25 protein-coding genes are annotated in these 23,977 nt (G+C 71.9%); 15 read left to right on the top strand and 10 right to left on the bottom strand.

Annotation, left to right across the window (positions count from 1 at the left end):
* Nucleotides 1-41 precede the first annotated feature (41 nt).
* From fabG to ACYF6T_RS06810, 3 genes are all read left to right on the top strand, one after another.
* On the top strand, nt 42-746 hold the full coding sequence (gene fabG / locus ACYF6T_RS06820) for a 3-oxoacyl-[acyl-carrier-protein] reductase (RefSeq protein WP_461694232.1): 705 nt from the start codon (nt 42-44) through the stop codon (nt 744-746).
* A gap of 5 nt (nt 747-751) precedes the next feature.
* Complete coding sequence (gene fabI, locus ACYF6T_RS06815; RefSeq protein WP_461694231.1) at nt 752-1,519, top strand: enoyl-ACP reductase FabI; 768 nt, start codon at nt 752-754, stop codon at nt 1,517-1,519.
* Between the two features lie 148 nt (nt 1,520-1,667).
* Nucleotides 1,668-2,009, top strand: a complete 342-nt coding sequence (locus tag ACYF6T_RS06810) for a hypothetical protein (RefSeq protein WP_461694230.1) — start codon at nt 1,668-1,670, stop codon at nt 2,007-2,009.
* On the opposite strand, the gene ACYF6T_RS06805 is transcribed toward ACYF6T_RS06810, so the two are convergent.
* On the bottom strand, nt 1,951-2,679 hold the full coding sequence (locus ACYF6T_RS06805; RefSeq protein WP_461694228.1) for a FadR/GntR family transcriptional regulator: 729 nt from the start codon (nt 2,677-2,679) through the stop codon (nt 1,951-1,953). The two genes, ACYF6T_RS06810 and ACYF6T_RS06805, sit on opposite strands and share 59 nt — an antisense overlap.
* 70 nt (nt 2,680-2,749) lie before the next feature.
* Between ACYF6T_RS06805 and ACYF6T_RS06800 the strand changes: the two genes are divergently transcribed.
* The 4 genes from ACYF6T_RS06800 (at nt 2,750) to ACYF6T_RS06785 (ending at nt 5,239) form a co-directional block, all read left to right on the top strand.
* Nucleotides 2,750-4,042 (top strand): CynX/NimT family MFS transporter, encoded by a 1,293-nt coding sequence (locus tag ACYF6T_RS06800; RefSeq protein WP_461694227.1) that lies wholly within the window; start codon nt 2,750-2,752, stop codon nt 4,040-4,042.
* A 102-nt stretch (nt 4,043-4,144) separates the two neighbouring features.
* Entirely contained in the window at nt 4,145-4,261 is a 117-nt protein-coding gene (locus ACYF6T_RS06795) for an SGM_5486 family transporter-associated protein (protein WP_461694226.1), read from the top strand.
* A gap of 189 nt (nt 4,262-4,450) precedes the next feature.
* Nucleotides 4,451-4,654: a hypothetical protein gene (locus ACYF6T_RS06790; protein WP_461694224.1), complete on the top strand. Its 204-nt coding sequence runs from the start codon at nt 4,451-4,453 to the stop codon at nt 4,652-4,654.
* Nucleotides 4,655-4,720: 66 nt separating this feature from the next.
* The gene (locus ACYF6T_RS06785) at nt 4,721-5,239 is read left to right on the top strand and encodes a SixA phosphatase family protein (protein WP_461694223.1); all 519 of its coding nucleotides are present in this window, start codon (nt 4,721-4,723) and stop codon (nt 5,237-5,239) included.
* Nucleotides 5,240-5,317: 78 nt separating this feature from the next.
* On the opposite strand, the gene serB is transcribed toward ACYF6T_RS06785, so the two are convergent.
* Nucleotides 5,318-6,544 (bottom strand): phosphoserine phosphatase SerB, encoded by a 1,227-nt coding sequence (gene serB, locus ACYF6T_RS06780; protein WP_461694221.1) that lies wholly within the window; start codon nt 6,542-6,544, stop codon nt 5,318-5,320.
* A gap of 186 nt (nt 6,545-6,730) precedes the next feature.
* The gene (locus tag ACYF6T_RS06775) at nt 6,731-9,016 is read right to left on the bottom strand and encodes a streptophobe family protein (RefSeq protein ID WP_461694219.1); all 2,286 of its coding nucleotides are present in this window, start codon (nt 9,014-9,016) and stop codon (nt 6,731-6,733) included.
* A 240-nt stretch (nt 9,017-9,256) separates the two neighbouring features.
* Here ACYF6T_RS06775 and ACYF6T_RS06770 point away from each other — a divergent pair, with 240 nt between their 5' ends.
* The gene (locus ACYF6T_RS06770) at nt 9,257-11,776 is read left to right on the top strand and encodes an ABC transporter ATP-binding protein/permease (RefSeq protein WP_461694218.1); all 2,520 of its coding nucleotides are present in this window, start codon (nt 9,257-9,259) and stop codon (nt 11,774-11,776) included.
* 88 nt (nt 11,777-11,864) lie between these two features.
* Here ACYF6T_RS06770 and ACYF6T_RS06765 read toward each other — a convergent pair whose 3' ends face one another.
* The 3 genes from ACYF6T_RS06765 to ACYF6T_RS06755 all read right to left on the bottom strand — a co-directional run bounded on the left by ACYF6T_RS06765 (nt 11,865) and on the right by ACYF6T_RS06755 (nt 14,724).
* Entirely contained in the window at nt 11,865-12,617 is a 753-nt protein-coding gene (locus ACYF6T_RS06765) for a transglycosylase SLT domain-containing protein (RefSeq protein WP_461694216.1), read from the bottom strand.
* 299 nt (nt 12,618-12,916) lie between these two features.
* Complete coding sequence (locus ACYF6T_RS06760; protein ID WP_461694215.1) at nt 12,917-14,032, bottom strand: S-adenosylmethionine:tRNA ribosyltransferase-isomerase; 1,116 nt, start codon at nt 14,030-14,032, stop codon at nt 12,917-12,919.
* Nucleotides 14,029-14,724, bottom strand: coding sequence for an SDR family NAD(P)-dependent oxidoreductase (locus ACYF6T_RS06755; protein WP_461694213.1), 696 nt, complete (start codon nt 14,722-14,724; stop codon nt 14,029-14,031). Before ACYF6T_RS06755 ends, ACYF6T_RS06760 begins: the two co-directional genes overlap by 4 nt.
* A 327-nt stretch (nt 14,725-15,051) precedes the next feature.
* On the opposite strand from ACYF6T_RS06755, the gene ACYF6T_RS06750 reads away from it, so the two are divergent.
* The 3 genes from ACYF6T_RS06750 (at nt 15,052) to chpE (ending at nt 17,240) form a co-directional block, all read left to right on the top strand.
* Nucleotides 15,052-16,197, top strand: coding sequence for a GAF domain-containing sensor histidine kinase (locus tag ACYF6T_RS06750; protein WP_461694212.1), 1,146 nt, complete (start codon nt 15,052-15,054; stop codon nt 16,195-16,197).
* Nucleotides 16,190-16,831, top strand: a complete 642-nt coding sequence (locus tag ACYF6T_RS06745) for a response regulator (RefSeq protein WP_461694211.1) — start codon at nt 16,190-16,192, stop codon at nt 16,829-16,831. The genes ACYF6T_RS06750 and ACYF6T_RS06745 overlap by 8 nt, the downstream gene beginning before the upstream one ends.
* Before the next feature lie 163 nt (nt 16,832-16,994).
* A complete protein-coding gene (chpE, locus tag ACYF6T_RS06740) occupies nt 16,995-17,240 on the top strand; it encodes a chaplin ChpE (protein ID WP_461694209.1) in 246 nt (81 codons plus the stop codon).
* Between the two features lie 244 nt (nt 17,241-17,484).
* On the opposite strand, the gene ACYF6T_RS06735 is transcribed toward chpE, so the two are convergent.
* Nucleotides 17,485-18,273, bottom strand: a complete 789-nt coding sequence (locus ACYF6T_RS06735) for a hypothetical protein (protein ID WP_461694208.1) — start codon at nt 18,271-18,273, stop codon at nt 17,485-17,487.
* 139 nt (nt 18,274-18,412) lie between these two features.
* Between ACYF6T_RS06735 and ACYF6T_RS06730 the strand changes: the two genes are divergently transcribed.
* The 3 genes from ACYF6T_RS06730 to ACYF6T_RS06720 all read left to right on the top strand — a co-directional run bounded on the left by ACYF6T_RS06730 (nt 18,413) and on the right by ACYF6T_RS06720 (nt 20,841).
* A complete protein-coding gene (locus tag ACYF6T_RS06730) occupies nt 18,413-19,210 on the top strand; it encodes an ABC transporter ATP-binding protein (RefSeq protein ID WP_461694207.1) in 798 nt (265 codons plus the stop codon).
* 94 nt (nt 19,211-19,304) lie between these two features.
* Nucleotides 19,305-19,736 (top strand): NfeD family protein, encoded by a 432-nt coding sequence (locus ACYF6T_RS06725; RefSeq protein WP_461694206.1) that lies wholly within the window; start codon nt 19,305-19,307, stop codon nt 19,734-19,736.
* Between the two features lie 142 nt (nt 19,737-19,878).
* Entirely contained in the window at nt 19,879-20,841 is a 963-nt protein-coding gene (locus ACYF6T_RS06720; RefSeq protein WP_461694205.1) for an SPFH domain-containing protein, read from the top strand.
* Between the two features lie 84 nt (nt 20,842-20,925).
* Here the strand turns inward: ACYF6T_RS06720 and ACYF6T_RS06715 are convergent, their stop codons facing one another.
* The 3 genes from ACYF6T_RS06715 to ACYF6T_RS06705 form a co-directional block, all read right to left on the bottom strand.
* A complete protein-coding gene (locus tag ACYF6T_RS06715; protein WP_461694204.1) occupies nt 20,926-21,432 on the bottom strand; it encodes an HNH endonuclease in 507 nt (168 codons plus the stop codon).
* A gap of 154 nt (nt 21,433-21,586) precedes the next feature.
* Complete coding sequence (locus tag ACYF6T_RS06710; RefSeq protein ID WP_461694202.1) at nt 21,587-22,126, bottom strand: YbhB/YbcL family Raf kinase inhibitor-like protein; 540 nt, start codon at nt 22,124-22,126, stop codon at nt 21,587-21,589.
* Nucleotides 22,127-22,169: 43 nt separating this feature from the next.
* Nucleotides 22,170-22,952, bottom strand: a complete 783-nt coding sequence (locus tag ACYF6T_RS06705) for a sporulation protein (protein WP_461694201.1) — start codon at nt 22,950-22,952, stop codon at nt 22,170-22,172.
* Nucleotides 22,953-23,107: 155 nt separating this feature from the next.
* Between ACYF6T_RS06705 and ACYF6T_RS06700 the strand changes: the two genes are divergently transcribed.
* The gene (locus tag ACYF6T_RS06700; RefSeq protein WP_461694199.1) at nt 23,108-23,749 is read left to right on the top strand and encodes a DNA-3-methyladenine glycosylase; all 642 of its coding nucleotides are present in this window, start codon (nt 23,108-23,110) and stop codon (nt 23,747-23,749) included.
* Nucleotides 23,750-23,977: the final 228 nt, after the last annotated feature.

Genomic DNA, 23,977 nt, shown 5'->3' with positions numbered 1-23,977 from the left:
TTCGGGCGGGTGTGTCAGACCCCTAGGGAAAGGGTGATCCGTTGAGCCGCTCGGTTCTCGTCACCGGAGGCAACCGAGGCATCGGCCTCGCCATCGCCCGCGCTTTCGCCGACGCCGGCGACAAGGTCGCCATCACGTACCGCTCGGGTGAGCCGCCGGCCGGCTTCCTCGCCGTCAAGTGCGACATCACCGACCCCGAGCAGGTGGAGCAGGCCTACAAGGAGATCGAGGCCGAGCACGGTCCCGTCGAGGTTCTGATCGCCAACGCCGGCATCACCAAGGACCAGCTCCTGATGCGGATGACCGAGGAGGACTTCACCTCCGTCATCGACACCAACCTCACCGGCACCTTCCGCGTCGTCAAGCGCGCCAACCGCGGCATGCTGCGCGCCAAGAAGGGCCGCGTCGTCCTCATCTCCTCGGTCGTCGGCCTCTACGGCGGCCCCGGCCAGGCCAACTACGCCGCCTCCAAGGCCGCCATGGTCGGCTTCGCGCGCTCGCTCGCCCGTGAGCTGGGCTCGCGCAACATCACCTTCAACGTCGTCGCGCCCGGCTTCGTGGACACCGACATGACCAAGGCGCTCACCGACGAGCAGCGCGAGACCATCGTCAAGCAGGTCCCGCTCGGCCGGTACGCGCAGCCCGAGGAGGTCGCCGCGACGGTGCGGTTCCTCGCCTCCGACGACGCCTCGTACATCACTGGAGCCGTCATCCCCGTTGACGGCGGACTGGGAATGGGTCACTGACAACCATGAGCGGAATCCTCGAGGGCAAGCGCGTCCTGATCACCGGTGTGCTGATGGAGTCCTCCATCGCCTTCCACGCCGCCAAGCTGGCCCAGGAGCAGGGCGCCGAGATCATCCTGACCGCGTTCCCGCGGCCCACCCTGACCGAGCGCATCGCCAAGAAGCTCCCCAAGCCCACCAAGGTCATCGAGCTCGACGTGACCAACGACGAGCACCTTGGCCGGCTGGCCGACCTGGTCGGCGAGGAGCTCGGCGGCCTCGACGGCGTCGTGCACTCCATCGGCTTCGCGCCGCAGGACGCGCTCGGCGGCAACTTCCTGAACACGCCGTTCGAGTCCGTGGCCACCGCCATGCACGTCTCGGCGTACTCCCTGAAGTCGCTCACCATGGCCTGCCTGCCGCTGATGCAGAACGGCGGCTCCGTCGTCGGCCTCACCTTCGACGCGCAGTACGCCTGGCCGCAGTACGACTGGATGGGCCCGGCCAAGGCCGCCCTGGAGGCCACCAGCCGCTACCTCGCGCGCGACCTGGGCAAGCAGAACATCCGCTGCAACCTCATCTCCGCGGGCCCGATCGGCTCCATGGCCGCCAAGTCCATCCCGGGCTTCAGCGACCTGGCCAACGTCTGGGACACCCGCTCCCCGCTGGAGTGGGACCTGAAGGACCCGGAGCCGGCCGGCAAGGGCATCGTCGCCCTGCTCAGCGACTGGTTCCCCAAGACCACCGGCGAGATCGTCCACGTCGACGGCGGGCTGCACGCCATCGGCGCCTGAAACACCTCTGCGACGCCCCGTTCCCCCAGGGAGCGGGGCGTCGCCCGTTCGGCCTATCCGACCGGGCGGACCCGGCCCGCAACTGCGCACCCTGGATTACGCGTTCACCACGCGTTCCCCTCCCCAGCCCGGCCGAGGAGGTCCCCTTGTGCGCCTGTCCCGCAGCCTGGCCTCAGTGACCGCCGCCGTCGCTCTCGTGATGTGCCTGCCGTACGAAGCGGTGCCGCACGCGCGCGTGCGCGTGCCCGCCGCCGCACAGCCCTTCGGCGCCGAGTGCCGTACCAAGGTCACCGGCTCCCGGGTGACGGCGTACTGCCACAACCCCTATCCGCAGACCGACCGCGTCAGCCTGCATGTCGAGTGCGCCCGCTGGTGGGACCTCGACTCCGACGGCACCCCCGTCGACACCGGACCGGCGCTGACCGTACGGCTCACCGGGCGGTGCTGGAAGGAGGTCCGCTCGGCGTGGGTGGACCACCAGCGGCGGTGAACCGGCCGGGCCGGCACAGGAAGGGGTAGCTCGCCGCCTCGGCGCCGGCCGCCTGCGCGTCGCCCGCGCGGATCGCGTCGAGCAGGCGCGTGTGGTCCATGTACGTCTCCGGGGTGAGGTCCTCGCCGACGTCCTCGCGCAGCCAGTCCCGCAGCACCTCGCCGAGGTCCGCGTACATCGCCGTCATCACGTCGTTGTGGGAGGCCGACACCACCGCCAGGTGGAAGGTCGCGTCCGCCGTCACGAACGCCTCCGCGTCACCCGACGTCCACGCCTCCTCACGGCGCACGAGCAGCGCGTCCAGCTGCTTGAGATCCCGCTCCGTGCGCCGCTCGGCCGCCAGCCGCGCCGCCGCCGACTCCAGCGTGGAGCGCAGCTCGGCGATGTGCCGGGGGTCCGCCTCGGCGAACCGGCGGTGCATCACGCCGGCCAGCTCACTGGTCGCCACGACGTACGTGCCGGAGCCCTGGCGGATGTCCAGCAGGCCGTTGTGCGCGAGGGCGCGGACGGCCTCGCGGACCGTGTTGCGGGCGACGCCGAGCTGCTCGACCAGCTCCGGTTCGGTCGGGATCCGGGCGCCGACCGGCCATTCGCCCGAGGTGATCTGACCGCGCAGCGCGGCGATCACCTGCTCGGACAGGGCCGAACGACGCGGATGACTCAGAGGCATGGCACACCTTCGCACGCGGCGGCCGAGACCGCCCGACCCGGGCATGGACAACCAATCATCCCATGATTCTATGATGGGCGACATGGCCAGCGAGAAGACACGCGAGACCTGCCTGACGACGACGTCCACGAAGCCGCCCGCGCAGACCCCCGAAACGCCCCCCACGCGCGCGTGGACCCTGCGTCTGCTTCCCGTCGCCATCGTGCTGGCCGCCCTGAACCTGCGCCCGGCCATCACCAGCCTCGGCGCCCTCCTGGAAGAGGTGCGCGACGGCCTCGGCATGAGCGGCAGCGTCGCCGGCCTGCTCACCTCCGTGCCCCCGCTCTGCTTCGCCGTCTTCGGCGTCACCGCCCCGCGCCTGGCCCGCCGCTTCGGCCCCGGCGCGGTGGTCTGCGCCGGCCTGGTCGCCATCACCGCCGGCCTGGCCGTGCGGCCCTACGTCGGCACCACCGCCGGATTCCTCGCCGCCAGCGCCCTCGCGCTCATGGGCATCGCGGTCAGCAACGTGCTGATGCCGGTGATCGTCAAGCGCTGGTTCCCGGACCGGGTCGGCTCCATGACAGGCCTGTACTCCATGGCCCTCGCCCTCGGCACCGCCCTCGCGGCCGCCGTGACGGTGCCCCTGACCGACGCCCTGGGCGGCGGCTGGCGCCCCGGGCTCGTGGTGTGGGCGGGGCTCGCGGCGGTGGCGGTGCTGCCGTGGATACCCCTCGTACGCGACCGGGGCACCACCTCCGAGCAGGAGAGCCACGCGCGCGTGGACGACGCGCCGCCCGCGCTGCGCATCACCCGCAGCCGCACCGCCTGGGCGCTCGCCGTCTACTTCGGCCTCCAGGCCACCGCCGCCTACATCACGATGGGCTGGATGGCGCAGATCTTCCGGGACGCGGGCGTGCCCGCCTCCACCGCCGGACTGCTGCTCGCCGTCACGATGGTGATGGGCGTGCCGCTCGCCTTCGTCATCCCGCGCGTCGCCGCCCGGCTGCCCCGGCAGGGCCCGATCGTGCTCGCGCTCGGCGTCTGCGGACTCGCCGGATACGCCGGCCTGTACCTCGCGCCGGCCGCCGGCGCCTGGGGCTGGGCGCTGCTGCTCGGCATCTCCAACTGCTCCTTCCCGCTGGCCCTGACGATGGTCGGCATGCGGGCCCGCACGGGGGCCGGCGTCGCCCAGCTGTCGGGTTTCGCGCAGAGCACCGGGTACCTGATCTCCATCCCCGGCCCGCTGCTGGTCGGCGTGCTCTACCAGCACAGCGGCGGCTGGGGGCTGCCGATCGCGCTCATGGCGGGCCTGATGGTGCCGCAGATGGCCGTCGGGGTGCTGGCGGGGCGCAACCGCACGGTGGAGGACGAGGCGGCCCGCTGACCGGGACGGCGCCGACCCCTCCGGGGGAGGGGCTGCCCGCCCCGCGGAGCGACCGCCGACCCCGGGGCGGGCGCCGCGGGCGCCGGGTGCGAGACTGGCCGTATGCCAGTGCTCGATCCGAACCCCCAGAACGGCCAGAAGAAGATGCTCATCGTCTTCGGCTCGTTCTTCGCCATCTTCGTGATCATCGCCATCGTCGCGACGATCGCTTCGCCGTGACGGCCGTGACGGCCCCCGCGGGGCGACCGCGCGGCCGGTGGTGGGGTTAACCCCCCTGTCCCCTAGGGGGCGAGTGTCAGGGTCAACTGGGTGGATCTCCGGATGGGTTGAGGGCCGCCGATTCCGTAACTTCGAAGTGTGACCGCGAGCGGCGGATCACACCGGACCCGAAGACCAGCGGAGGCACCCATGTCGGCCCGTACGCACACCCGGCCCCACCCGGCGACCACGGGCGGCGTCGACATCCGGTTGCCCTGGTGGGCCCTCGCCCTGCCCACCCTCGCCTTCGTCGTGCTGCTGGCGCTGATGCTGAACCCCACGGACGCGCACGCGGCGAGCGACCCGGCGATCACCCACCTCTTCGAGCGCGCCCAGCAGCTGATAGCCCGCTGAACACCCGCTTCGGCCGCCCGTCAACTCCCTGCGCCCCGTGGCCTGTTTCATGCGAAGCTGGGTTCCATGAGCGTCGCTGAACCCCGCAGGATCGTCCTCTTCCGGCATGCGAAAGCCGACTGGCCACAGGTGACCGACCACGAGCGCCCCCTCGCCGACCGGGGCCGCACGGACGCCGCAGTCGCCGGACGCAAGCTGGCCGACTCCGGCATCCACCTCGACCTGGCCCTGTGCTCCACCGCGACCCGCACCCGCGAGACCTGGAAGCTGGCCGTCCACGAACTCCCGCAGCGGCCGAAAACCGTCTACGAGGAGCGGATCTACGAGGCCTCCCCGGGCGAGCTGATCGCCCTGCTCAACGAGACCCCCGACGACGCGCAGAACGTGGTCCTCATCGGCCACAACCCGGGCATCGAGGGCCTCGCCGACGTCCTGGCCGGCGCGGCCGAGGGCGACGCCCGGCAGCGGATGAAGCAGCGCGGCTTCCCGGCCGCGGCCTTCGCCGTGCTGTCCTTCGACGGCTCCTGGAAGAGCCTCGAACCGGGCACGGCCACCCTGCTCGACTACTGGGCGCCCACCGACTGAGCCGGTCCCGAGCCACCAGGGCGGCCGAGGGCCCGGCACCACCACGGCGCCGGGCCCTCACCACCACGTCCGCGGCTCTCAGTCTCCGTCGTGCATGTCCGCCGCCTCGACCTCTTCCCGGGTGACGCCCAGCAGGTAGAGCACCGTGTCCAGGAACGGCACGTTCACCGCGGTGTGCGCCGCCTCCCGGACCACCGGCTTGGCGTTGAAGGCGACCCCGAGACCGGCCGCGTTGAGCATGTCCAGGTCGTTGGCGCCGTCGCCGATCGCCACCGTCTGCGCCAGCGGCACGCCCGCCTCGGCGGCGAACCTGCGCAGCAGCCGCGCCTTGCCCGCCCGGTCCACGATCTCCCCGGTGACCTTGCCGGTCAGCCTGCCGTCGACGATCTCCAGGGTGTTGGCCTGCGCGAAGTCCAGCCCGAGGCGCTCCTTGAGGTCGTCCGTGACCTGCGTGAACCCGCCCGAGACGACACCGACCTGGTAGCCGAGCCGCTTCAGCGTCCGGATCAGCGTGCGCGCGCCCGGCGTCAGCCGTACCTCGCTGCGCACCTTGTCCACCACCGAGGCGTCCAGCCCCTCCAGCAGCGCCACGCGCGCGTGCAGCGACTGCTCGAAGTCCAGCTCCCCGCGCATCGCGGCCGCCGTCACCTCGGCGACCTTGTCCTCGCAGCCGGCGTGCGCCGCGAACAGCTCGATCACCTCGTCCTGGATGAGCGTGGAGTCCACGTCCATGACGACGAGCCGCTGTGCCCGCCGGTGCAGGCCCGCGGCGACCACCGCGACGTCGACACCCAGTGCCGCCGCGTCCGTGACCAGAGCCGTGCGCAGCGGCTCGGTCTCCACACCGGAGACCGCGAACTCCACGGCCGTGACCGGGTACTTGGCGAGGCGGAAGATACGGTCGATGTTGCCGCCCGCCTTGGTGATCTTCGCGGCGATCGCGGCGGTCGCCTCCGCGGTGAGCGGGTGGCCGAGCACGGTGACCAGGGAGCGGCCGAGGCCGCGTGGCCGGTTGTCGCCCAGGCCGGAGATGATCTCCGCCTGCATCTTCATGGAGTCCGCCCAGCTGTGGACGGTGGCCCGCAGCTCGCCCTCCAGTCCTCGGGGCGGCTCGGTCACGAGCGCGCACAGCACCATTCGGCCACGGGTGACGACCTGCTCGATGTCGACGACGTCGACGGAGAAGGCCGCGAGGGTGTCGAAGAGGCCGGCCGTGATGCCCGGCCGGTCCTTGCCGAAGATCTTGACGAGGAGGGTGGGGACGTCCGAGGCCACGTCGGAGGTCGGGATCTGCGAAGCGCTCATGGTGTACCCACCGTATCCGGCACGCCGTGCCTGCCGCCCCCGCAGTCCGTCTAGCGGACACGGAACACTGGGTGTCGGCCGGGTGGCCACGGCCTTACGCGCCGGCCACCACGGCATCGCGAGCACCGGAAGACACGCGTCCGCCTCCAGCGACCCGACCGCCCCCGGCTTCAATCACCGTCCCCCTCAGCGGTCGCCCTTCGGCCTCCTCGGCGGAGGCGGTGGCGTGGGAGGGGGCGGCTGCTTGCGCGGCGTCCTGGGGCGGTTGCCGGAGCCGGGGCCGGTCGAGCGGGGCGGCGGGCCGTCGTAAGGCCGCGCGACGGTCGGGGCGCCGTACACGTCGGGCGTCTCGTCCGGCGGGCTGTCGGCGACCTCGGCGTCCTCCGGCTCCCGCACACCGTCCGGCAGACGCAGGTAGGGGTTGGTGGCGGGGTTGGGCGGCCGATACGGAGCGGCGGGAGTGTACGGCCCGGACGCCCCGCCGCCCGCGCCTGCGCCGTGCGGCCCGGAGGCACCGGCCCCCGCGCCCCCGGCGTAGGGCCCGGACGTACCGGCGCCCGCGCCCCCGGCATGGGGCCCGGAAGTAGGGCGGCTCGCGCCCCCGGCATAGGGCCCGGACGTACCGCCGCTCGCGTCCCCCGCGTGCGGTCCGGACGTATGGCCGCTCGCGCCCTCGGCGTAGGGCCCGGTCGTACCGGCGCCCGCGCCCCCGGCATGGGGCCCGGAGGCACCGGCCCCCGCGCCCCCGGCGTAGGGCCCGGACGTACCGCCGCTCGCGCCCCCCGCGTGCGGTCCGGACGTCTGGCGGCTCGCGCCCCCGGCGTAAGGCCCGGACGTACCTGCGCCCCCGCTTCCCACGCCGCCCGCGCCCCCCGCATACGGCGCCGACCCGCCCGCATACGCCCCCCGCTCCCGGGCGTACTGAGGCTGCCCGGTCGGCGCCCCGGCCCCCGCCCCCGGCGCACCCACCGCCAGCGGCGCCGCCCGGCGTCCCGCCGCCCCCGTCGCCCAGGCCAGCAACGCCCCGGCGGCCCCCGCCCCCGCCCCCCACACGGCGCCGAGCAGCAGCGCCATGCCGAGATTCCCCTTCAGGTGGATCCCGGCGCCGAACGCGTCGAACCCCAGCACGGACAGGGAGGCGTCCACCGACACCTCGGTCAGCCATGCGAGCAGCGGCAACGTCAACGCCGTGGCGACCCCGAGCCGCAGCGCACAGCGCCCGGCGAAGCCAAGGGCACCGGCACCCCGTACACCCGCCGAACCGCCCCCGCCCGAAGCCCCCGGCGTCCAACCGGCCACTGCTCCTGCGCCCGGCCCCCGGGACGCGCCCTGCGCCCAGTCCGCCCCGGCGCGCCCGCTCCCCACCGGCGTCCGCACCGCCGTGAGGACCCCCGCCAGCAGCATCATCACGGCCGCGGCGACGCCCAGCAACCACACCCGGCCGTCCAGGTCGGCCAGGCGGCCCAGGGTCACCGACTGGTCGGTCTTCGCGGTGAGGAGCTTGTCCAGGGGGTCCGGCAGGAGCTTGGCCAGTTCGCCGGTGGCCTTGCCGTCGAACGGTACGAAGAGGCCGATCGGGATGCCCAGCCACGTGCCGTTGGGGGCGCCCAGGAGCGCCGCGCCGAAGATCCGCCGGGGATGGGCGTCGCCGATCGCCGCGTACACCGCCGCCGCCAGCCCCGCGGCGACCGCGACCAGCATGACCGTCACCAGCGCGGACGCGGCCGGCCGCACGACCCGGTGGACGGCCTCCCAGCCGCGCGGCAGGGGCGTGCGGCGCGAGGCCAGCAGGGCGATGAGCAGGATCCCGGCCGACCAGCCCAGCCCGCCCAGCAGCGTCGGCGCCGTGTCGACGGTGAAACCCACCGCCGCCTTGGCGTGGATGAGGTTGCCGATGTTGTCGGGCAGCAGCCCGCTGATGTCCCCGAGGTCGCCGAGACCCGGGATCTTCACCCCGCCGCCGCCCCCGCCCGCGCCGGGCAGCTTGTCCAGGCCCAGCGAGCCGCCGTCGATCGTGATGACGTCGTGCCCCGCCCAGGCCAGTCCGCCCAGCGTCGCCACGAAGAGCGCGACCACCGCGCCCGCGCGCGCGAGGAGTTCGGAGGGCGCGATCACCGCTCCGGCCGCCCGCAGGGACCGTAGGAAGAACCACGACAACAGGAGCGCGCCGACCAGGCTCACGCCCAGTGGCGTGATCGTGACGGCCGTGTGCGCCTGGGCGCCGGTCAGGCCGAAGGCGGACACGTCACCGGAGGGGGTGACCGACCCACCCGCCCCGAGCGCCACGACGGCCGCGGTCATCGGCCCGAGCGAGGCCGTCGCGTCGGCCTGGAGCAGGTGCAGCCCGAGCGCCGCCGTGCCCGCCATCCCGATCAACGCCCAGCTCACGGAGGCGATCGCGGACAACAGGACGTCCCCCCACGGCACACCCGTGCGGTACCCGGCGTGCTCGACGCTCGACGTCGCACTCATGGCAGACCCCCCGATCCGCGGCGCGGCTCCACTGCCGCGCATGTCCCCCTCGCGTGGATTACCACTCTCCGGGTCGGTTTCAACCCCGTCAACGGAACCAGTCGATGCGTGGGAGCGTGCTCTTCACAAGGCCCGACTTTCGGTCAGGGGGCGGAGCCTGAAATAGTTCCCGACGATGTTCGACATCCCTAGACTCCCTGTGATGGGGGTAACTCGGGGGACTACTCAGTGGGGCATGGAGTGCCGGAACTCGTACTGGAATTGAATGGACGCACCTGGACGCTGGACGCGTCCAGGCCGTACACCCTCGGACGCGATCCGCAGGGCGACATCGTGCTCGACGACGCCAGGGTGTCCTGGCGTCACGCCACGATCAGCTGGGGCGGCCGGAGTTGGGTCATCGAGGACAAAGGCTCCACGAACGGCACCTTCGTACAGGGCCAGCGGGTCCACCAGATGGAGATCGGCCCGGGCTCGTCGGTGCACCTCGGCAACGCGACCGACGGCCCGCGCCTGACCGTCTCCGGCGCGGCCGCCGCCGTGGCGACGCCGCAGGCGCAGCCGCAGCAGCAGCCCTACGCCGCCCAGGGGGCGAACCCGGGCTGGGCGCAGCAGGCGCCGCCGCAGCAGCCGGCCGCGCAGCCGGGCTGGGGGCAGCCGCAGCAGGCGCCGCCGCCGATCCCGCAGCAGCAGGGTCCCGGCCCCGGTGGTGGCGCGGGGGCGCCGCCGGTCTACGGCGACCGCAGCCCGACGACGTTCCACCAGTTCTCCATCGGCCGCGTGATGCGCATCGGCCGTGCCCTGGAGAACGACCTGGTCGTCTCCGACCTGCAGGTCTCGCGGCACCACGCCGAGTTCCACTCGATGCCCGACGGCCGCATGGAGATCCGCGACCTCGGCTCGCACAACGGCACCTACGTCAACGGCCAGCCCATCGCCAAGGGCGGCTCGCAACTGCTCGGCCCCGCCGACATCGTGGGCGTCGGCCACTCCACGTTCCGGATCGTGGGCGACCACCTCGAGGAGTTCGTCGACACCGGTGAGGTCTCCTTCTCCGCGCGCCATCTGACGGTCACCGTCGACGGCGGCAAGCAGATCCTCAAGGACGTCTCCTTCGGCGTCCCGGAGAAGTCGCTGATCGCGGTCATCGGCCCGTCCGGCTCGGGCAAGTCGACCCTGCTCAAGGCGCTCACCGGCTACCGGCCCGCCAACCAGGGCGACGTCCTCTACGACAACCGCAACCTGTACAAGCAGTTCGCCGAGCTGCGCCAGCGCATCGGTCTGGTCCCGCAGGACGACATCCTGCACAAGGAACTGAGCGTCAAGAAGGCCCTGAAGTACGCGGCCAAGCTCCGCTTCCCGGCCGACACCACGGCGGCCGAGCGCGAGGCGCGCATAGACGAGGTGCTGCGCGAGCTGAAGCTCGACATCCACAAGGAGAAGAAGGTCACCTCCCTCTCCGGCGGCCAGCGCAAGCGCGTCTCGGTGGCCCTGGAGCTGCTGACCAAGCCGTCGCTGATCTTCCTGGACGAGCCGACCTCCGGTCTCGACCCGGGCATGGACCGCGACGTCATGCAGCTGCTGCGCGGTCTGGCCGACGACGGCCGCACGGTCCTCGTCGTCACCCACTCGGTCGCCGAACTCGCCCTGTGCGACAAGCTGCTCGTGATGGCGCCGGGCGGTGCGGTCGCCTACTTCGGCCCGCCCGAGGAGGCGCTGAACTTCTTCGGCTACGACACCTGGGCCGACGTCTTCTCCGCCTTCGAGAACTACCGCGACTACGACTGGGCCGGACGCTGGAAGGGCTCGCAGCACTACCAGATGTACGCCGCGGACATCGACGCGGTCGCGCCGCAGTCCGTACAGACACCGATGCAGGCGATGAAGCCGCCGAAGCCGCAGGGCTGGATGAGCCAGTTCGTCACCCTCGTGCGCCGGTACGTCTCCGTCATCGCGTCCGACAAGGGCTTCCTGGCGCTGACGGTGATCCTGCCGCTCGTCCTGGGCGCGGTGAGCCTGCTGATCGACTCGGGCAAGGGCCTGCTGCCCAACCCGATGATCAACCGGGCCACCGGCCAGCCCGTCCCGAACGGCACGGCCACCACGGTCCTGCTGATCCTCGCGGTCGGCGCCTGCTTCGCCGGCGCCGCGAACTCGGTCCGTGAGCTGATCAAGGAACGGGTCATCTACGAGCGGGAGCGCGCCACCGGCCTGTCCCGTTCGGCGTATCTGATGTCCAAGGTGTTCGTGCTCGGCTGCGTCACGGTGCTGCAGGGCCTGATGGTGGGCGTCATCGGCTTCGCCAGCCGCGAGATCCCCAAGGAGGGGCTCGTCCTCGGCAACGCCACGCTGCTCGAACTGTGCCTGCCGATCATGGCGCTGGGCTTCACCTCGATGATGTTCGGCCTGATCATCTCCTCGCTGGTGAAGACCTCCGAGAAGACCATGCCGCTGCTGGTGATGTTCGCGATCGTCCAGGTCGTGTTCACCGGCTGCCTGTTCGCCCTGAACGGCTCGATCGGCGCCAACCAGATCTCGTATCTGATGCCGTCGCGCTGGGCGGTCGCCGCCGCCGGTGCCACGCTGGACTTCAACAAGATCAGCCCGCCCGGCAAGGGCAAGGCCAACGACCCGCTGTGGGAGCACACGGTCGGCGCCTGGACCCTCGACATGGTCGCGCTGCTCGCCCTCGGCGTGGTCTGCGCCTTCTTCGTGGCCCGCTTCCTGCGCCGCCACGAGCCCGAGGTCATGCGGAAGTAACCCCGGTGATCCCCGTACGACCGCGAAGGGCGGCACCCGTCAGGAGGTGCCGCCCTTCGGCGTTCGCGCACAGAGGTCCGCGCCGACCTCAGTACGCGCTGTTGACGTTGTCGATCGAGCCGTACTTGTCGGCCGCGTAGTTGGCTGCGGCGGTGATGTTGGCGACCGGGTCGTAGATGTTCCAGGACGTCCCGGCGACGTGGTAGGCCGTGAAGGTCGGCGGGATGACCTGCAGCAGGCCCTTGGAGGGGATGCCGTTGACGGCGTTGATGTCCCAGTCGTTGATCGCGTTCGGGTTGCCCGAGGACTCCCGCATGATGTTGCGGTACAGGCCGTTGTACGAACCGGGGATGCCCTTGCTCTTCATGATGTCGAGGGCGTGCCTGATCCAGCCGTCGAGGTTGTTGCCGTAGGACCGGACCGCGGCCTTCTTGGCGGCGGCCTTCTTCAGGGCGGCGCGCTTGGCGGCGCGGCTCGCGGCCTCCTTGGCCCGGCGCTCGGCGGCGGCCTTCTTCGCCGCGGCCTCGGCGGCCGCCTTCTTCTTGGCGGCGGCAGCGGCGGCGGCCTTGGCCTTCGCCTCGGCCCTGGCCTTGATGGACTCGGCCTTCAGGCTGTCCGTGGCGAGCTGGTCGGTGACGCTGGCCTTGACGTCCTTGATCGGTTCGGTGCTGTAGGCCACCCGGCCCGTCGTGGCCGCCTCGCTCGTGGTCGTCCCGGCGCTGCTGGGCACCGCGGAGAAGGCGAGGGCGGCGGCACCGAGGGTGGCGACACCGGTGATCGCGATCTTGTGGTGGCGGGTCAGCGCACGACGGTGACCGCGAGTGGGGATGTGCTGGGGCATGGCAGACGGACCTCTTCGAATAGCGCGGAGGTCGCTCGACGTCCGGCGGGGGACAGGGGTCCATCCCGCACAAAAGCCGCGGGCGGAACCCGCGGCGCTGAGCGACGGGAGCCATTCTTAGCGGCCGCAAAATGCCCAGGCAAAGATGTGACGTACGATCCCGGGTAGTGGATCAGGGAGGGGCAAAACGGGGCAGACTGGACCGTCTGCCCCGCTCATGAGGTCAGTCGTTCTCTCCTACTGACCTTCGTACGTGATGTGGGCCCTATGCGCGGGCTCACACCGGACACAGGGTGGTCTCACGGGCAGTTGCTGGAGCAATGCTCTGTGTGAGGGTGCTCCGCCGGGAGGATGAGATGGACGTCCCCGAACTCGTGCCACAGGTACCCGCGGCGCAGCGCCTCCTCGTATCCCCGGTCGATCGCCTCGGGCCCGGCGATCGCCTCCAGCATCAGCAGATGCGAGGCCTCCGGCTCGTGCAGCCCGGTCAGCAGCCCGTCGACGACCCGCACCCCGCGCTCCGGGGTCACCACGAGGTCCGTCCACCCCGCACGCGCGCGTACGACCCCGTCGGCGCCGACGGCCGACTCCACGGCCCGCACGGCGGTCGTCCCCACGGCGACCACCCGCCGGCCCCCGGCCCTCGCCGCGTTGATCAGCCGCGCCGACGCCCCGGGCACCGAGAACCGCTCCGGATACGGCGGCTCGTGCGCCTCCGCGGAGGCCACCCCGGTGTGCAGGGCGACCGGCGCGAACTGCACCCCCCGGCTCACCAGCTCCACCACCAGCCGCGCGGTGAAGGGCCGCGCCGCGCTCGGCATCTCCGCGCTGCCCGAGCCGTCTGCGGACGGCAGCGCGAACACCGTCTGGTACGCGGACAGCGGCTGGTCGCGCTCCGTATAGGAGTAGCGGATCGGCCGCCCGTGTCCCCGCAACAGCCCGAGCACCTCCCCTCCCGTCACCCGGGCCCACCACAGCCGGTCCCCGCCGACCGCCTCCTCCAGGACGAGCCGCACCCCACCGGGCAGCCGCACCTCCGTCCCGGCGGGCCCTCCCGCGCGCGGTCGCGTGGTCCCCCTTCCGTCCGGATCCCGCAGCTCCACCGCCCACCGCCCGTCGTCCCCGCGCGTGGAGAAGTGCACCACCACGCGCGCGTGCCCGATCCGCCCGTCCACCGCCGCCGCCAGCGTCGGCGAGGTGTTGACGATCAGCAGGTCCCCGGCCCGCAGCAGGCGGGGCAGGTCCCTGAAGGCGTGACGCGACACCTCGGTCCCCCGCGACACGAGCAGCCGCACCGCGTCCCGGTCGAGTCCGGGCCCCCGCTGCTCGACCGGAACCCGGGCCGACAACTCCTCCGGCACCCTTCCCCACGCTCGGACGGGCCCGCGCCGGGGCGCCCCCATCGCCAGCGTCATCGCAGCTCCAGCAGTGACGGAGCCGCATAGCGCCCGCTCGCCGGACGCTCGTCCAGCAGCCGCAGGAAGGCCGGCACCACGCTCGCCGGCGCCGGCCGCGGACCGTCGTCGTCCGGTACGGCCGCCGCGTAGAGGTCCGTCGCCATGTCCCCGGGATCCACCGCCCAGACCCGCAGCCCGGGCTCCTCCGCGCCGAGCACCGCCGCCAGCTGGTCCAGGGCCGCCTTGGACGCCCCGTACCCGCCCCACGTCTCGTACGCCTCGGCGGCGGCGTCCGAGCTGACCGCGATCACCGAGCCGGCCGCCGACTCCCGCAGCAGCGGCAGCGCCTCCTGGACGAGGCCCAGCGCGGCCACCAGGTTCACCTCCAGCGCCCGCCGCAGTCCCTCCAGCGGCAGCGCCTCCAGCCGTACGAGCGGCTCGGCGCCCAGCGCGCTCGCGTTGTGCACCAGCAGATCGACGCCGCCCAGCTTCCCGGCCGCCGCCACCAGCTCCGAGCGGTGCGCGGCGTCCGTGACATCGCCCGCCAGGGCCGTCACACGGGTGCCGTGCGCCGCGAGCCCCGCCGCCGTCTCCCGCAGGGGCCCCGCTGTCCGCGCGTCGAGCACCAGATCCCAGCCGCGCGCGGCCAGCGCCTCGGCCAGCGCCCGCCCCAGCCCCTTCGAGGCCCCTGTGATGATCGCTACCGGCATGACCCACGTCCCCTCGTCCCGTCCGCCGTCCGATCGGCGGTGATCCCAACGTAGGAACGGCACCGCCCGCACCGCCTCGGACGCGGGTCGCGACCAGCCGGGGCCCTTCGGCCTACGCCACCGACCCGGGGCCCTTGGACCTACGCCGCCGACCCGGGCCCTGCGTCCTACGCCACCGGTCCCGGGTCCTGCACCCAACACCCCCGACCCCCCGGTCCTGCGTCCTACGTCACCGATCCGAGGACCTGCGGCCTAGGGCCGTGGGCCTAGGCGGAGGCCGTCACCGGTCCGATCCGCGCTGTCACACCCCGCCGGTACGGTGAGGGCATGAGTCAAGGTCCCCGGTCCGGCCTCGCCGCGGTCAGCGACGCGCTGCTGGCCATGAGCAGGCACCTGGAGGTGCGCGACGTCCTCAAGACGATCGTCGTCTCCGCCCGTGAGCTGCTCGACGCCCAGTACGCGGCGCTGGGCGTCCCGGACGACCACGGGGGCTTCGCGCAGTTCGTCGTCGACGGCGTCAGCGACGAGCAGTGGAAGGCCATCGGCCCGCTCCCGCGCCAGCACGGCATCCTCGCCTCGATGCTGCACGAGGCCAGCACGCAGCGCCTCGCCGACGTGCGCAAGGACCCGCGCTTCGAGGGCTGGCCGTCCGCGCACCCGGAGATGTCCGACTTCCTCGGCCTGCCGATCCGGGACGGCGACGAGATCATCGGCGCGCTGTTCCTCGCGAACAAGAACTGCCCCAGGCCACAAGGGGGCTGCGGCTTCACCGAGGAGGACGAGGAACTCCTCTCCATCCTCGCCCAGCACGCCGCCATCGCCCTCACCAACGCCCGCCTGTACGAGCGCAGCCGTGAGCTGACCATCGCCGAGGAGCGCTCCCGCCTCGCGCACGAACTGCACGACGCGGTCAGCCAGAAGCTCTTCTCCCTGCGCCTGACCGCCCAGGCCGCCGCCGCCCTCGTCGACCGCGACCCGGCCCGCGCCAAGGACGAGCTGCAGCAGGTCGCCGCGCTCGCCGCCGAAGCGGCCGACGAACTGCGCGCCGCCGTGGTGGAGCTGCGCCCCGCCGCCCTGGACGAGGACGGCCTCGTCGCCACCCTGCGCACCCAGGTGCAGGTCCTCGACCGCGCCCACACCGCGCGCGTGACGTTCACCGCCGGCGGCTTCCGCGCCCTGCCCGCCGCCCAGGAGGAGGCCATGCTGCGCGTCGCCCAGGAGGCCCTGCACAACGCCCTGCGGCACTCGGGAGCCGAGCGTGTCGAGGTCACTGTGGGACGCAGGGGCTGCGGAGCCGTCCTGCGCGTGACGGACGACGGCCGCGGCTTCGACCCGCAGACGGTCCGCCGGGCCGGACGCCATCTGGGCCTGGTCTCCATGCGCGACCGGGCGAGCGGCGTCGGCGGCACGCTGACCGTGGAATCGGCGCCCGGCAAGGGCACCACGATCGAGTTGGAGGTCCCCGGTGGCTGACGCAATCAGGGTGCTGCTCGTCGACGACCACCAGGTGGTCCGCCGCGGCCTGCGCACGTTCCTCGAAGTGCAGGACGACATCGAGGTCGTGGGCGAGGCGGCCGACGGCGCCGAAGGGGTCGCCCGCGCCGAGGAGCTGAGGCCCGACGTCGTCCTCATGGACGTCAAGATGCCGGGCATGGACGGCGTGGAGGCGCTGCGCCGGCTCCGCGAGATCGACAGCCCCGCGCGCGTGCTGATCGTCACGAGCTTCACCGAGCAGCGCACGGTGATTCCGGCCCTGCGCGCGGGCGCCGCCGGGTACGTGTACAAGGACGTGGACCCGGACGCCCTGGCCGGTGCCATCCGCTCGGTGCACGCCGGCCACATCCTGCTCCAACCCGAGGTGGCGGGCGCCCTGTTGTCCCAGGAGGAGGGCAACTCGGGGCAGGGCAGAGCCGGTTCGCTCACCGAGCGGGAGCGCGAGGTGCTCGGCCTGATAGCGGACGGCCGCTCGAACCGGGAGATCGCCCGCGCCCTCGTGCTGTCCGAGAAGACCGTCAAGACGCACGTCTCGAACATCCTGATGAAGCTCGACCTGGCGGACCGCACCCAGGCGGCGCTGTGGGCCGTACGCCATGGGGTGGCCGGGTAGCGCCCGGCCGGCGCCGCGCGCGGCAATACGGAGGGTTCCGCTCCGGACCGAGATTCATACCGTCGTGGGAATGTCCCCCGGATGGCGCAACCTCCGTGGATCTCCGCCGTTCTCCAGTGCGTGCTGCGGCGACTGCCGCGGCGAACGCAAGGAGGGCTTAGCAGTGAAGAACCTGAAGAAGGCAGCGGCCGTGACGATGGTGGCCGGCGGTCTGATCGCCGCCGGGGCCGGGATGGCCTCCGCCACCGACGGCTCGCACGCCGACGGCCAGGCCGTGGGCTCCCCGGGCGTCCTCTCCGGCAACCTCGTCCAGGCCCCGGTGCACGTCCCGGTGAACGCGGTCGGCAACAGCGTGAACGTCATCGGCGTGCTGAACCCCGCCTTCGGCAACCTGGGCGTCAACCGCTGACGTCCGCGCCCGCGGCACCGACCTCCGGCCTCCCGGCACCCCCGGGAGGCCGGTCTGTTCACACCACCACCGCCGCGCCCGACATGACCGCGCCCGACGTGACCGGCACGAGCGACGTGACCGGCATGAGCGGCGTGACCGGGGCGCTCGGCATGTCCAGCGTGACCGGCATGAGCGGAGCGCCCGGCGTGAGCGGCGTGACCGGGGCGCCCGGAGTGACCGGCGGAAACCCGCCCGGCCCTCGTCAGCGCACCCCCCGCTCCCGCTCCTCCACATACGCGTTGTACGCGGCCACCTGCGCCCGCCGGGCCGTCCGCTCCACCGGCCGCAGCGCCGCCGCCCGCGCCCCCATCTCCGCCGAGCTCACCGCACCGCCGTGCCCGTTCTCGTAGGCCAGCGACACCAGCAGCCCCACCCGCTGCGCCAGCTCCAGCACCCGCACCGCCCGCGGCGGGTACCCCGGCGCCAGCACCTCCCGGCCCCGCTCGGCCCGCGCCCGGTACGCGTCGATCGCCGCCTCCGCCACCGGCCCCGACCCGGCCACGTCCAGCCGCGACAGCACCTCCGTCGCCTCCCGCAGGGCCTCCGCCAGCTCCCGCTCGGCCTCACCCAGCGACGGCACGTCGGCCGGCGGCGCCTCCCGCACCGGCAGACAGTGCCAGACGACCTCGACGTGCACGTCACCGTCGGGCCCGGCTTCGTACACCTCCGGCACCAGCCCGTACGCGGCACCGTGACAGACCACCGCCTCCTCGGCGTCCAACGCCCGCGCGTTGAACTCCGGCGGCCCGCTCAGCCCCAGCGGATGCCCGGGCGCCGGCAGCGCGACCCGCAGCCCCGTCACCCCGAGCGCCCGCAGCCGCCCCAGCGCGAGCGTGAGGCCGACCGGCCCCGACTCGCCGGGCAGCCCCTCCATCCGGTGCACGGCGTCGTCCCCGACGATCGCGAGAACGGCGTCGTCCGGCGAGACAAGTCCGGCCAACAGGGCATTTCCCCAGGCGGCAAAGCGTCCTGAACGCGGTTCCGAGAGCATGCCCCCACCCTAAGGACCGGACCGATGGAATGGAGCGGCCGACCGGTGGCGTAGATTTCCTTGAGGGCTGCGCCAAAAAGCGCACGCGACAGCGAAGACGCCGAGACCTGGCCACACTGCAAGGGGAGACAACGCGCTCATGAGCGATGTTCTGGAGCTGGAGGACGTATCCGTGGTCCGCGAGGGCCGGGCTCTGGTGGAGGAGGTCTCCTGGTCGGTCAAGGAGGGCGAGCGCTGGGTCATCCTCGGCCCGAACGGCGCCGGCAAGACCACCCTCCTGAACGTCGCCTCCAGCTACCTCTACCCCAGCAAGGGCACCGCGACCATCCTCGGCGAGACCCTCGGCAGGCCCGGCACCGACGTCTTCGAACTGCGCCCCCGCATCGGCATGGCCGGCATCGCCATGGCCGACAAGCTCCCCAAGCGCCAGACCGTCCTGCAGACCGTGCTGACCGCCGCGTACGGCATGACCGCCGGCTGGCACGAGGACTACGAGGAGATCGACGAGCAGCGCGCCCGCGCCTTCCTCGACCGCCTCGGCATGAGCGAGTACCTCGACCGCAAGTTCGGCACCCTCTCCGAGGGCGAGCGCAAGCGCACCCTCATCGCCCGCGCCCTGATGACCGACCCCGAGCTCCTCCTCCTCGACGAGCCCGCCGCCGGCCTCGACCTCGGCGGCCGCGAGGACCTCGTACGCCGCCTCGGCCGCCTCGCCCGCGACCCCATCGCCCCCTCGATGCTCATGGTCACCCACCACGTCGAGGAGATCGCCCCCGGCTTCACCCACGTCCTGATGATCCGCCAGGGCAAGGTCCTCACCGCCGGCCCGCTGGAGCTCGAACTCACCTCCCGCAACCTCTCCCTCTGCTTCGGCCTGCCGCTCGTCGTCGAGCAGGTCGGCGACCGCTGGACGGCGCACGGCCTGCCGCTGTCCTGAGCCTGTGAAGTACCCGCGAAAACACCGGTAAGAAGCACGTTGCGGGGACCATGCGCCCTGTCCCGCGCGGGAGTCGCGGTCCTACCATGACCATGTGAACGACATCGACGCATGGGTGTGGTGGCTCGTCGCCGCGGCCGGGCTCGGCATCCCGCTCGTGGTGACCGCGATGCCCGAGTTCGGCATGCTCGCCGTGGGCGCCATCGCCGCCGCGGTCATCGCCGGCCTCGGCTTCGACGCCGTGGCGCAGGTCCTCGCCTTCGTCGTCGTCTCGGTGGCCCTCATCGCCGTCGTACGGCCCATCGCCTACCGTCACCGCACCCAGCGGCCCCAACTCGCCTCGGGCGTCGACGCCCTGAAAGGCAAACAGGCCGTCGTGCTGGAACGGGTGGACGGCGCGGGTGGCCGGATCAAGCTCGCCGGAGAGGTCTGGTCGGCCCGTGCCCTCGACACCGGCCGCTCCTACGAAGTAGGTCAGGAAGTGGACGTGGTGGACATCGAGGGAGCCACGGCGATCGTCATCTGACCTCGCACGACGCAACTGAACCGCAAGTGGTCCGAACACCCCACGAGGCACGCGACGGTCTGTCACACTCGACCAGCAAGATCTTCAACAAGCATAAGATCTTCCGAAAGCGCCGAGGCGGAGAAGGGTACGGGGAACGACGATGGAACCGGTCATCATCGTCCTGATCATTCTGGTGGTGTTGGTCTTCATCGCCCTGATCAGGACCATCCAAGTCATCCCGCAGGCCAGCGCCGCCATCGTGGAGCGCTTCGGCCGCTACACGCGGACGCTGAACGCGGGCCTGAACATCGTCGTCCCGTTCATCGACACCATCCGCAACCGCATCGACCTGCGCGAACAGGTCGTCCCGTTCCCGCCGCAGCCGGTCATCACCCAGGACAACCTGGTCGTCAACATCGACACGGTCATCTACTACCAGGTGACCGACGCCCGCGCCGCCACCTACGAAGTCGCCAGCTACATCCAGGCGATCGAGCAGCTGACGGTCACCACCCTGCGCAACATCATCGGCGGCATGGACCTGGAGCGGACCCTGACCTCCCGCGAGGAGATCAACGCGGCCCTGCGCGGCGTCCTCGACGAGGCGACCGGCAAGTGGGGCATCCGCGTCAACCGCGTCGAGCTCAAGGCCATCGAACCGCCCACCTCCATCCAGGACTCGATGGAGAAGCAGATGCGCGCCGACCGTGACAAGCGCGCCGCGATCCTCACCGCCGAAGGTACGCGCCAGGCCGCCATCCTCACCGCCGAGGGCGAGAAGCAGTCCCAGATCCTGCGCGCCGAGGGCGAGGCCAAGGCCGCCGCCCTGCGCGCCGAGGGCGAGGCCCAGGCCGTGCGCACGGTCTTCGAGGCCATCCACGCCGGCGACCCGGACCAGAAGCTCCTGAGCTACCAGTACCTCCAGATGCTCCCCAAGATCGCCGAGGGCGACGCCAACAAGCTCTGGATCGTCCCCAGCGAGATCGGCGACGCCCTCAAGGGCCTGTCCGGCGCCATGGGCAACTTCGGCCCCATGGGCGGCGGTTCGAACGGCAACGGCACCTCCGGCGGCCAGGGCGGCGGCTCGGGCACGGAACGCCGCGAGAAGCCCCAGATCGACTGAGGCGGCATCAGCGGCAGCCGGCAGGCGTACGACGACGGGGCTCACCTTCCAGGAAGGCGAGCCCCGTTCGCGTAGCCGTATGCGCTAGGCCGCCGCGTGCGCCAGCCACTCCGGCAGCGCGTCGAAGTCGTCGGCCCCCAGCGCCAGCAGCATCGCGTTCGCCGGCGTCGGCTCGAACGGCTGCCTCAGCAGCGGCATACCCGCCTGCTCCGGAGTCCGGTCGGCCTTGCGGTGGTTGTCCTCCGCGCACGAGGCCACCGTATTGAGCCAGGTGTCCTGGCCGCCCTGCGACCGTGGCACCACGTGGTCGACGGTCGTCGCCCGGCGCCCGCAGTACGCGCACCTGTGCCGGTCGCGCACCAGGACACCCCGCCTCGACCACGGGGCTCGTCTTCGGAACGGCACCCGTACGTACCGGCACAGCCTGATCACCCGGGGCGCGGGTATGTCCACATCGGCGCCCCGCATCCGCAGTTCGGGGTGGGCCTGCTCGACGACGGCCTTGTCCTGCAGCACCAGGACCACGGCTCGGTTCAGGGTCACCGTCGACAGCGGCTCGAAGCTCGCGTTCAGCACCAGCGTGTCACGCATCCAGCCCACCTCCCGTGTGCACCTGCCCGCTCCCCGGCGGGCTTGGATCAACTCTGGACGGGCACGCCGAGATGGACAACGAAATAAAAAATGCCCGCCCCTGATCAATTCCAAGACCAGGGGCGGGCAAACGTTCCGTGAACGCTCGGCTCGGTCAGCCCTCCGCGGGGTTCTCGTACTCCCCGATGAGCTGGGCGCGCGCGATCGTGTGGAACCGCAGGTTGAAGCCGACGACGGCGGGAGAGGCGTCGGAGTCCGGCCCCAGCTTCTCCTGGTCCACGGCGTACACCGTGAACACGTACCGGTGCGGCCCGTCCCCGGGCGGCGGGGCGGCCCCGCCGAAGTCCTTCGACCCGTAGTCGTTGCGCGCCTGTACGGCACCCTCGGGCAGGCCCTCGAACTTGCCGCTGCCCGCCCCGGCCGGCAGCTCGGTCACCGAGGCCGGGATGTCGAACACGACCCAGTGCCAGAACCCGCTGCCCGTGGGAGCGTCCGGGTCGTAGCACGTCACGGCGAAGCTCTTGGTCTCGGGCGGGAAGCCCTCCCACCGCAGGTGCGGCGAGGTGTTGCCGGCCGCGTAGACCTGAGCGTCCTTGAGCGTGGCGCCCTCCTGGACGTCCTCGCTCGTCACCGTGAACGACGGCACGGGCGGATGGAAGTCGTGGGGGAGCGGCCGCCGCTTGAGCTCGGTCACCTCGGTACCTCCTGATCGATTACTGGAATCAGCAGTTCCGAGCCTAGAACCAGTTGCGCTTGCTGCCGACCTCGGACAGCCACTGGTTCAGGTACGCCGCCCAGTCGGTCCCGTGGAAGTCGTGCAGACCCACCTGGAAGGACCGGTAGGTGTCGCTGCCCTCGCTGAACAGACCCGGCTTCTTGTCCATCTCCAGCACCACGTCCATCGCGTGCTCGTCGGCCACGAAGCTCAACTCCACCTGGTTCAGCCCGCGGTACTGGGACGGCGGGTAGAACTCGATCTCCTGGTAGAACGGCAGCCGCTGCCGCGTGCCCCGGATGTGCCCGCGCTCCATGTCCGCGTTCTTGAAGCGGAAGCCCAGCTGGATGAAGGCGTCCAGGATGGCCTTCTGCGCCGGCAGCGGGTGCACGTTGATCGGGTCCAGGTCACCGGAGTCGACGGCACGGGCGATCGCCAGCTCCGTCGTCACGCCGATGTTCATCCCGCGCAGCGCCTGCCCGTCGATCATCGTGATCGGCGTCTCCCACGGGATCTCCAGCCCGAACGGCACCGCGTGCACCGCGTTCGCCTGGAGCTCGAAGGCACCACCGAGCTGCACCTTGGTGAACTCGATGTTCTGCTTGTACTCCTCGTCCCCGCTCTCGACCTCGACCTTGGCCTGCAGGCCCACGGACAGGCCCTCGATGTCCTGGTTCACGGACCCGCCCTGGATCCGCACCTCACCCTGGACGACGCCGCCCGGCACGACGTTGACCTCGGTCAGCACGGTCTCGACCGAAGCACCGCCGGCCCCCAGGCTCGCGAGCAGCTTCTTGAACGCCATGTCTCTCCCTGTACGTGTGGACCCTCGATGAGGTGTGGACCCTTGATCCCTGTAAACGCGATCCGGGCGAGCCCGGTTCCGCCCCACACCCTGGCAAGGTGGGGGAACCTTGACCACCCCTTGGCAACCACCCGTCTGGACTACGCTCGGACGCCATGATCGCGCCTCCGGACCGTACGCCACTCCCCAGGGACTTCTTCGACCGCCCCGTACTGGACGTCGCCCCGGACCTCCTGGGCCGCATCCTCGTCCGCACCACCCCGGACGGTCCGATCGCGGTGCGCCTCACGGAGGTCGAGGCCTACGACGGCCAGAACGACCCGGGCTCGCACGCCTATCGCGGCCGCACGGCCCGCAACGACGTGATGTTCGGTCCTCCCGGGCACGTGTACGTCTACTTCACCTACGGCATGTGGTTCTGCATGAACCTGGTGTGCGGCCCCGAGGGCCGGGCGAGCGCGGTGCTGCTCCGCGCCGGCGAGGTCATCGAGGGCGAGGAGCTCGCCCGCAAACGTCGAATCTCGGCCCGGAACGACAAGGAACTGGCCAAAGGACCGGCCCGCCTGGCCACGGCCCTCGGGGTGGACCGCACCCTCGACGGCACCGACGCCTGTGCCGCGGGCGAGACGCCCCTGAGGATCCTCACCGGCACCCCGGTCCCCTCCGACCAGGTACTCAACGGCCCACGCACCGGCGTCGCGGGCGAAGGGGGCGTTCACCCCTGGCGCTTCTGGGTCGCCAACGACCCGACGGTGAGCCCTTATCGGGCCCATACGCCGAGGCGCCGCCGAAGTTGACTCGCCTTGGGAAGGTGCGTAATGTGGCCCAAGCCGCTTGAACCGGGTACGGCGATCGCCAGCAGCCGGGAGCGGCCAACCCACTACCTACGGTCACCCCTCGGCGGGGTCGAATTCGTCATGTCCGCATGCCCGAATTCGAACTCGCGGAACTCGATTATGAGTTGCCGAGGGAATCGGCTAACGTAGTGAATGTCGAAAGGCCCCGCCGACAGGGAATCAGGCCCG

The organism is Streptomyces sp. 7R007, assembly GCF_054850255.1.
The sequence above is the reverse complement of the archived record's forward strand: the minus strand, read 5'-3'. Positions and strand labels throughout refer to the sequence as shown.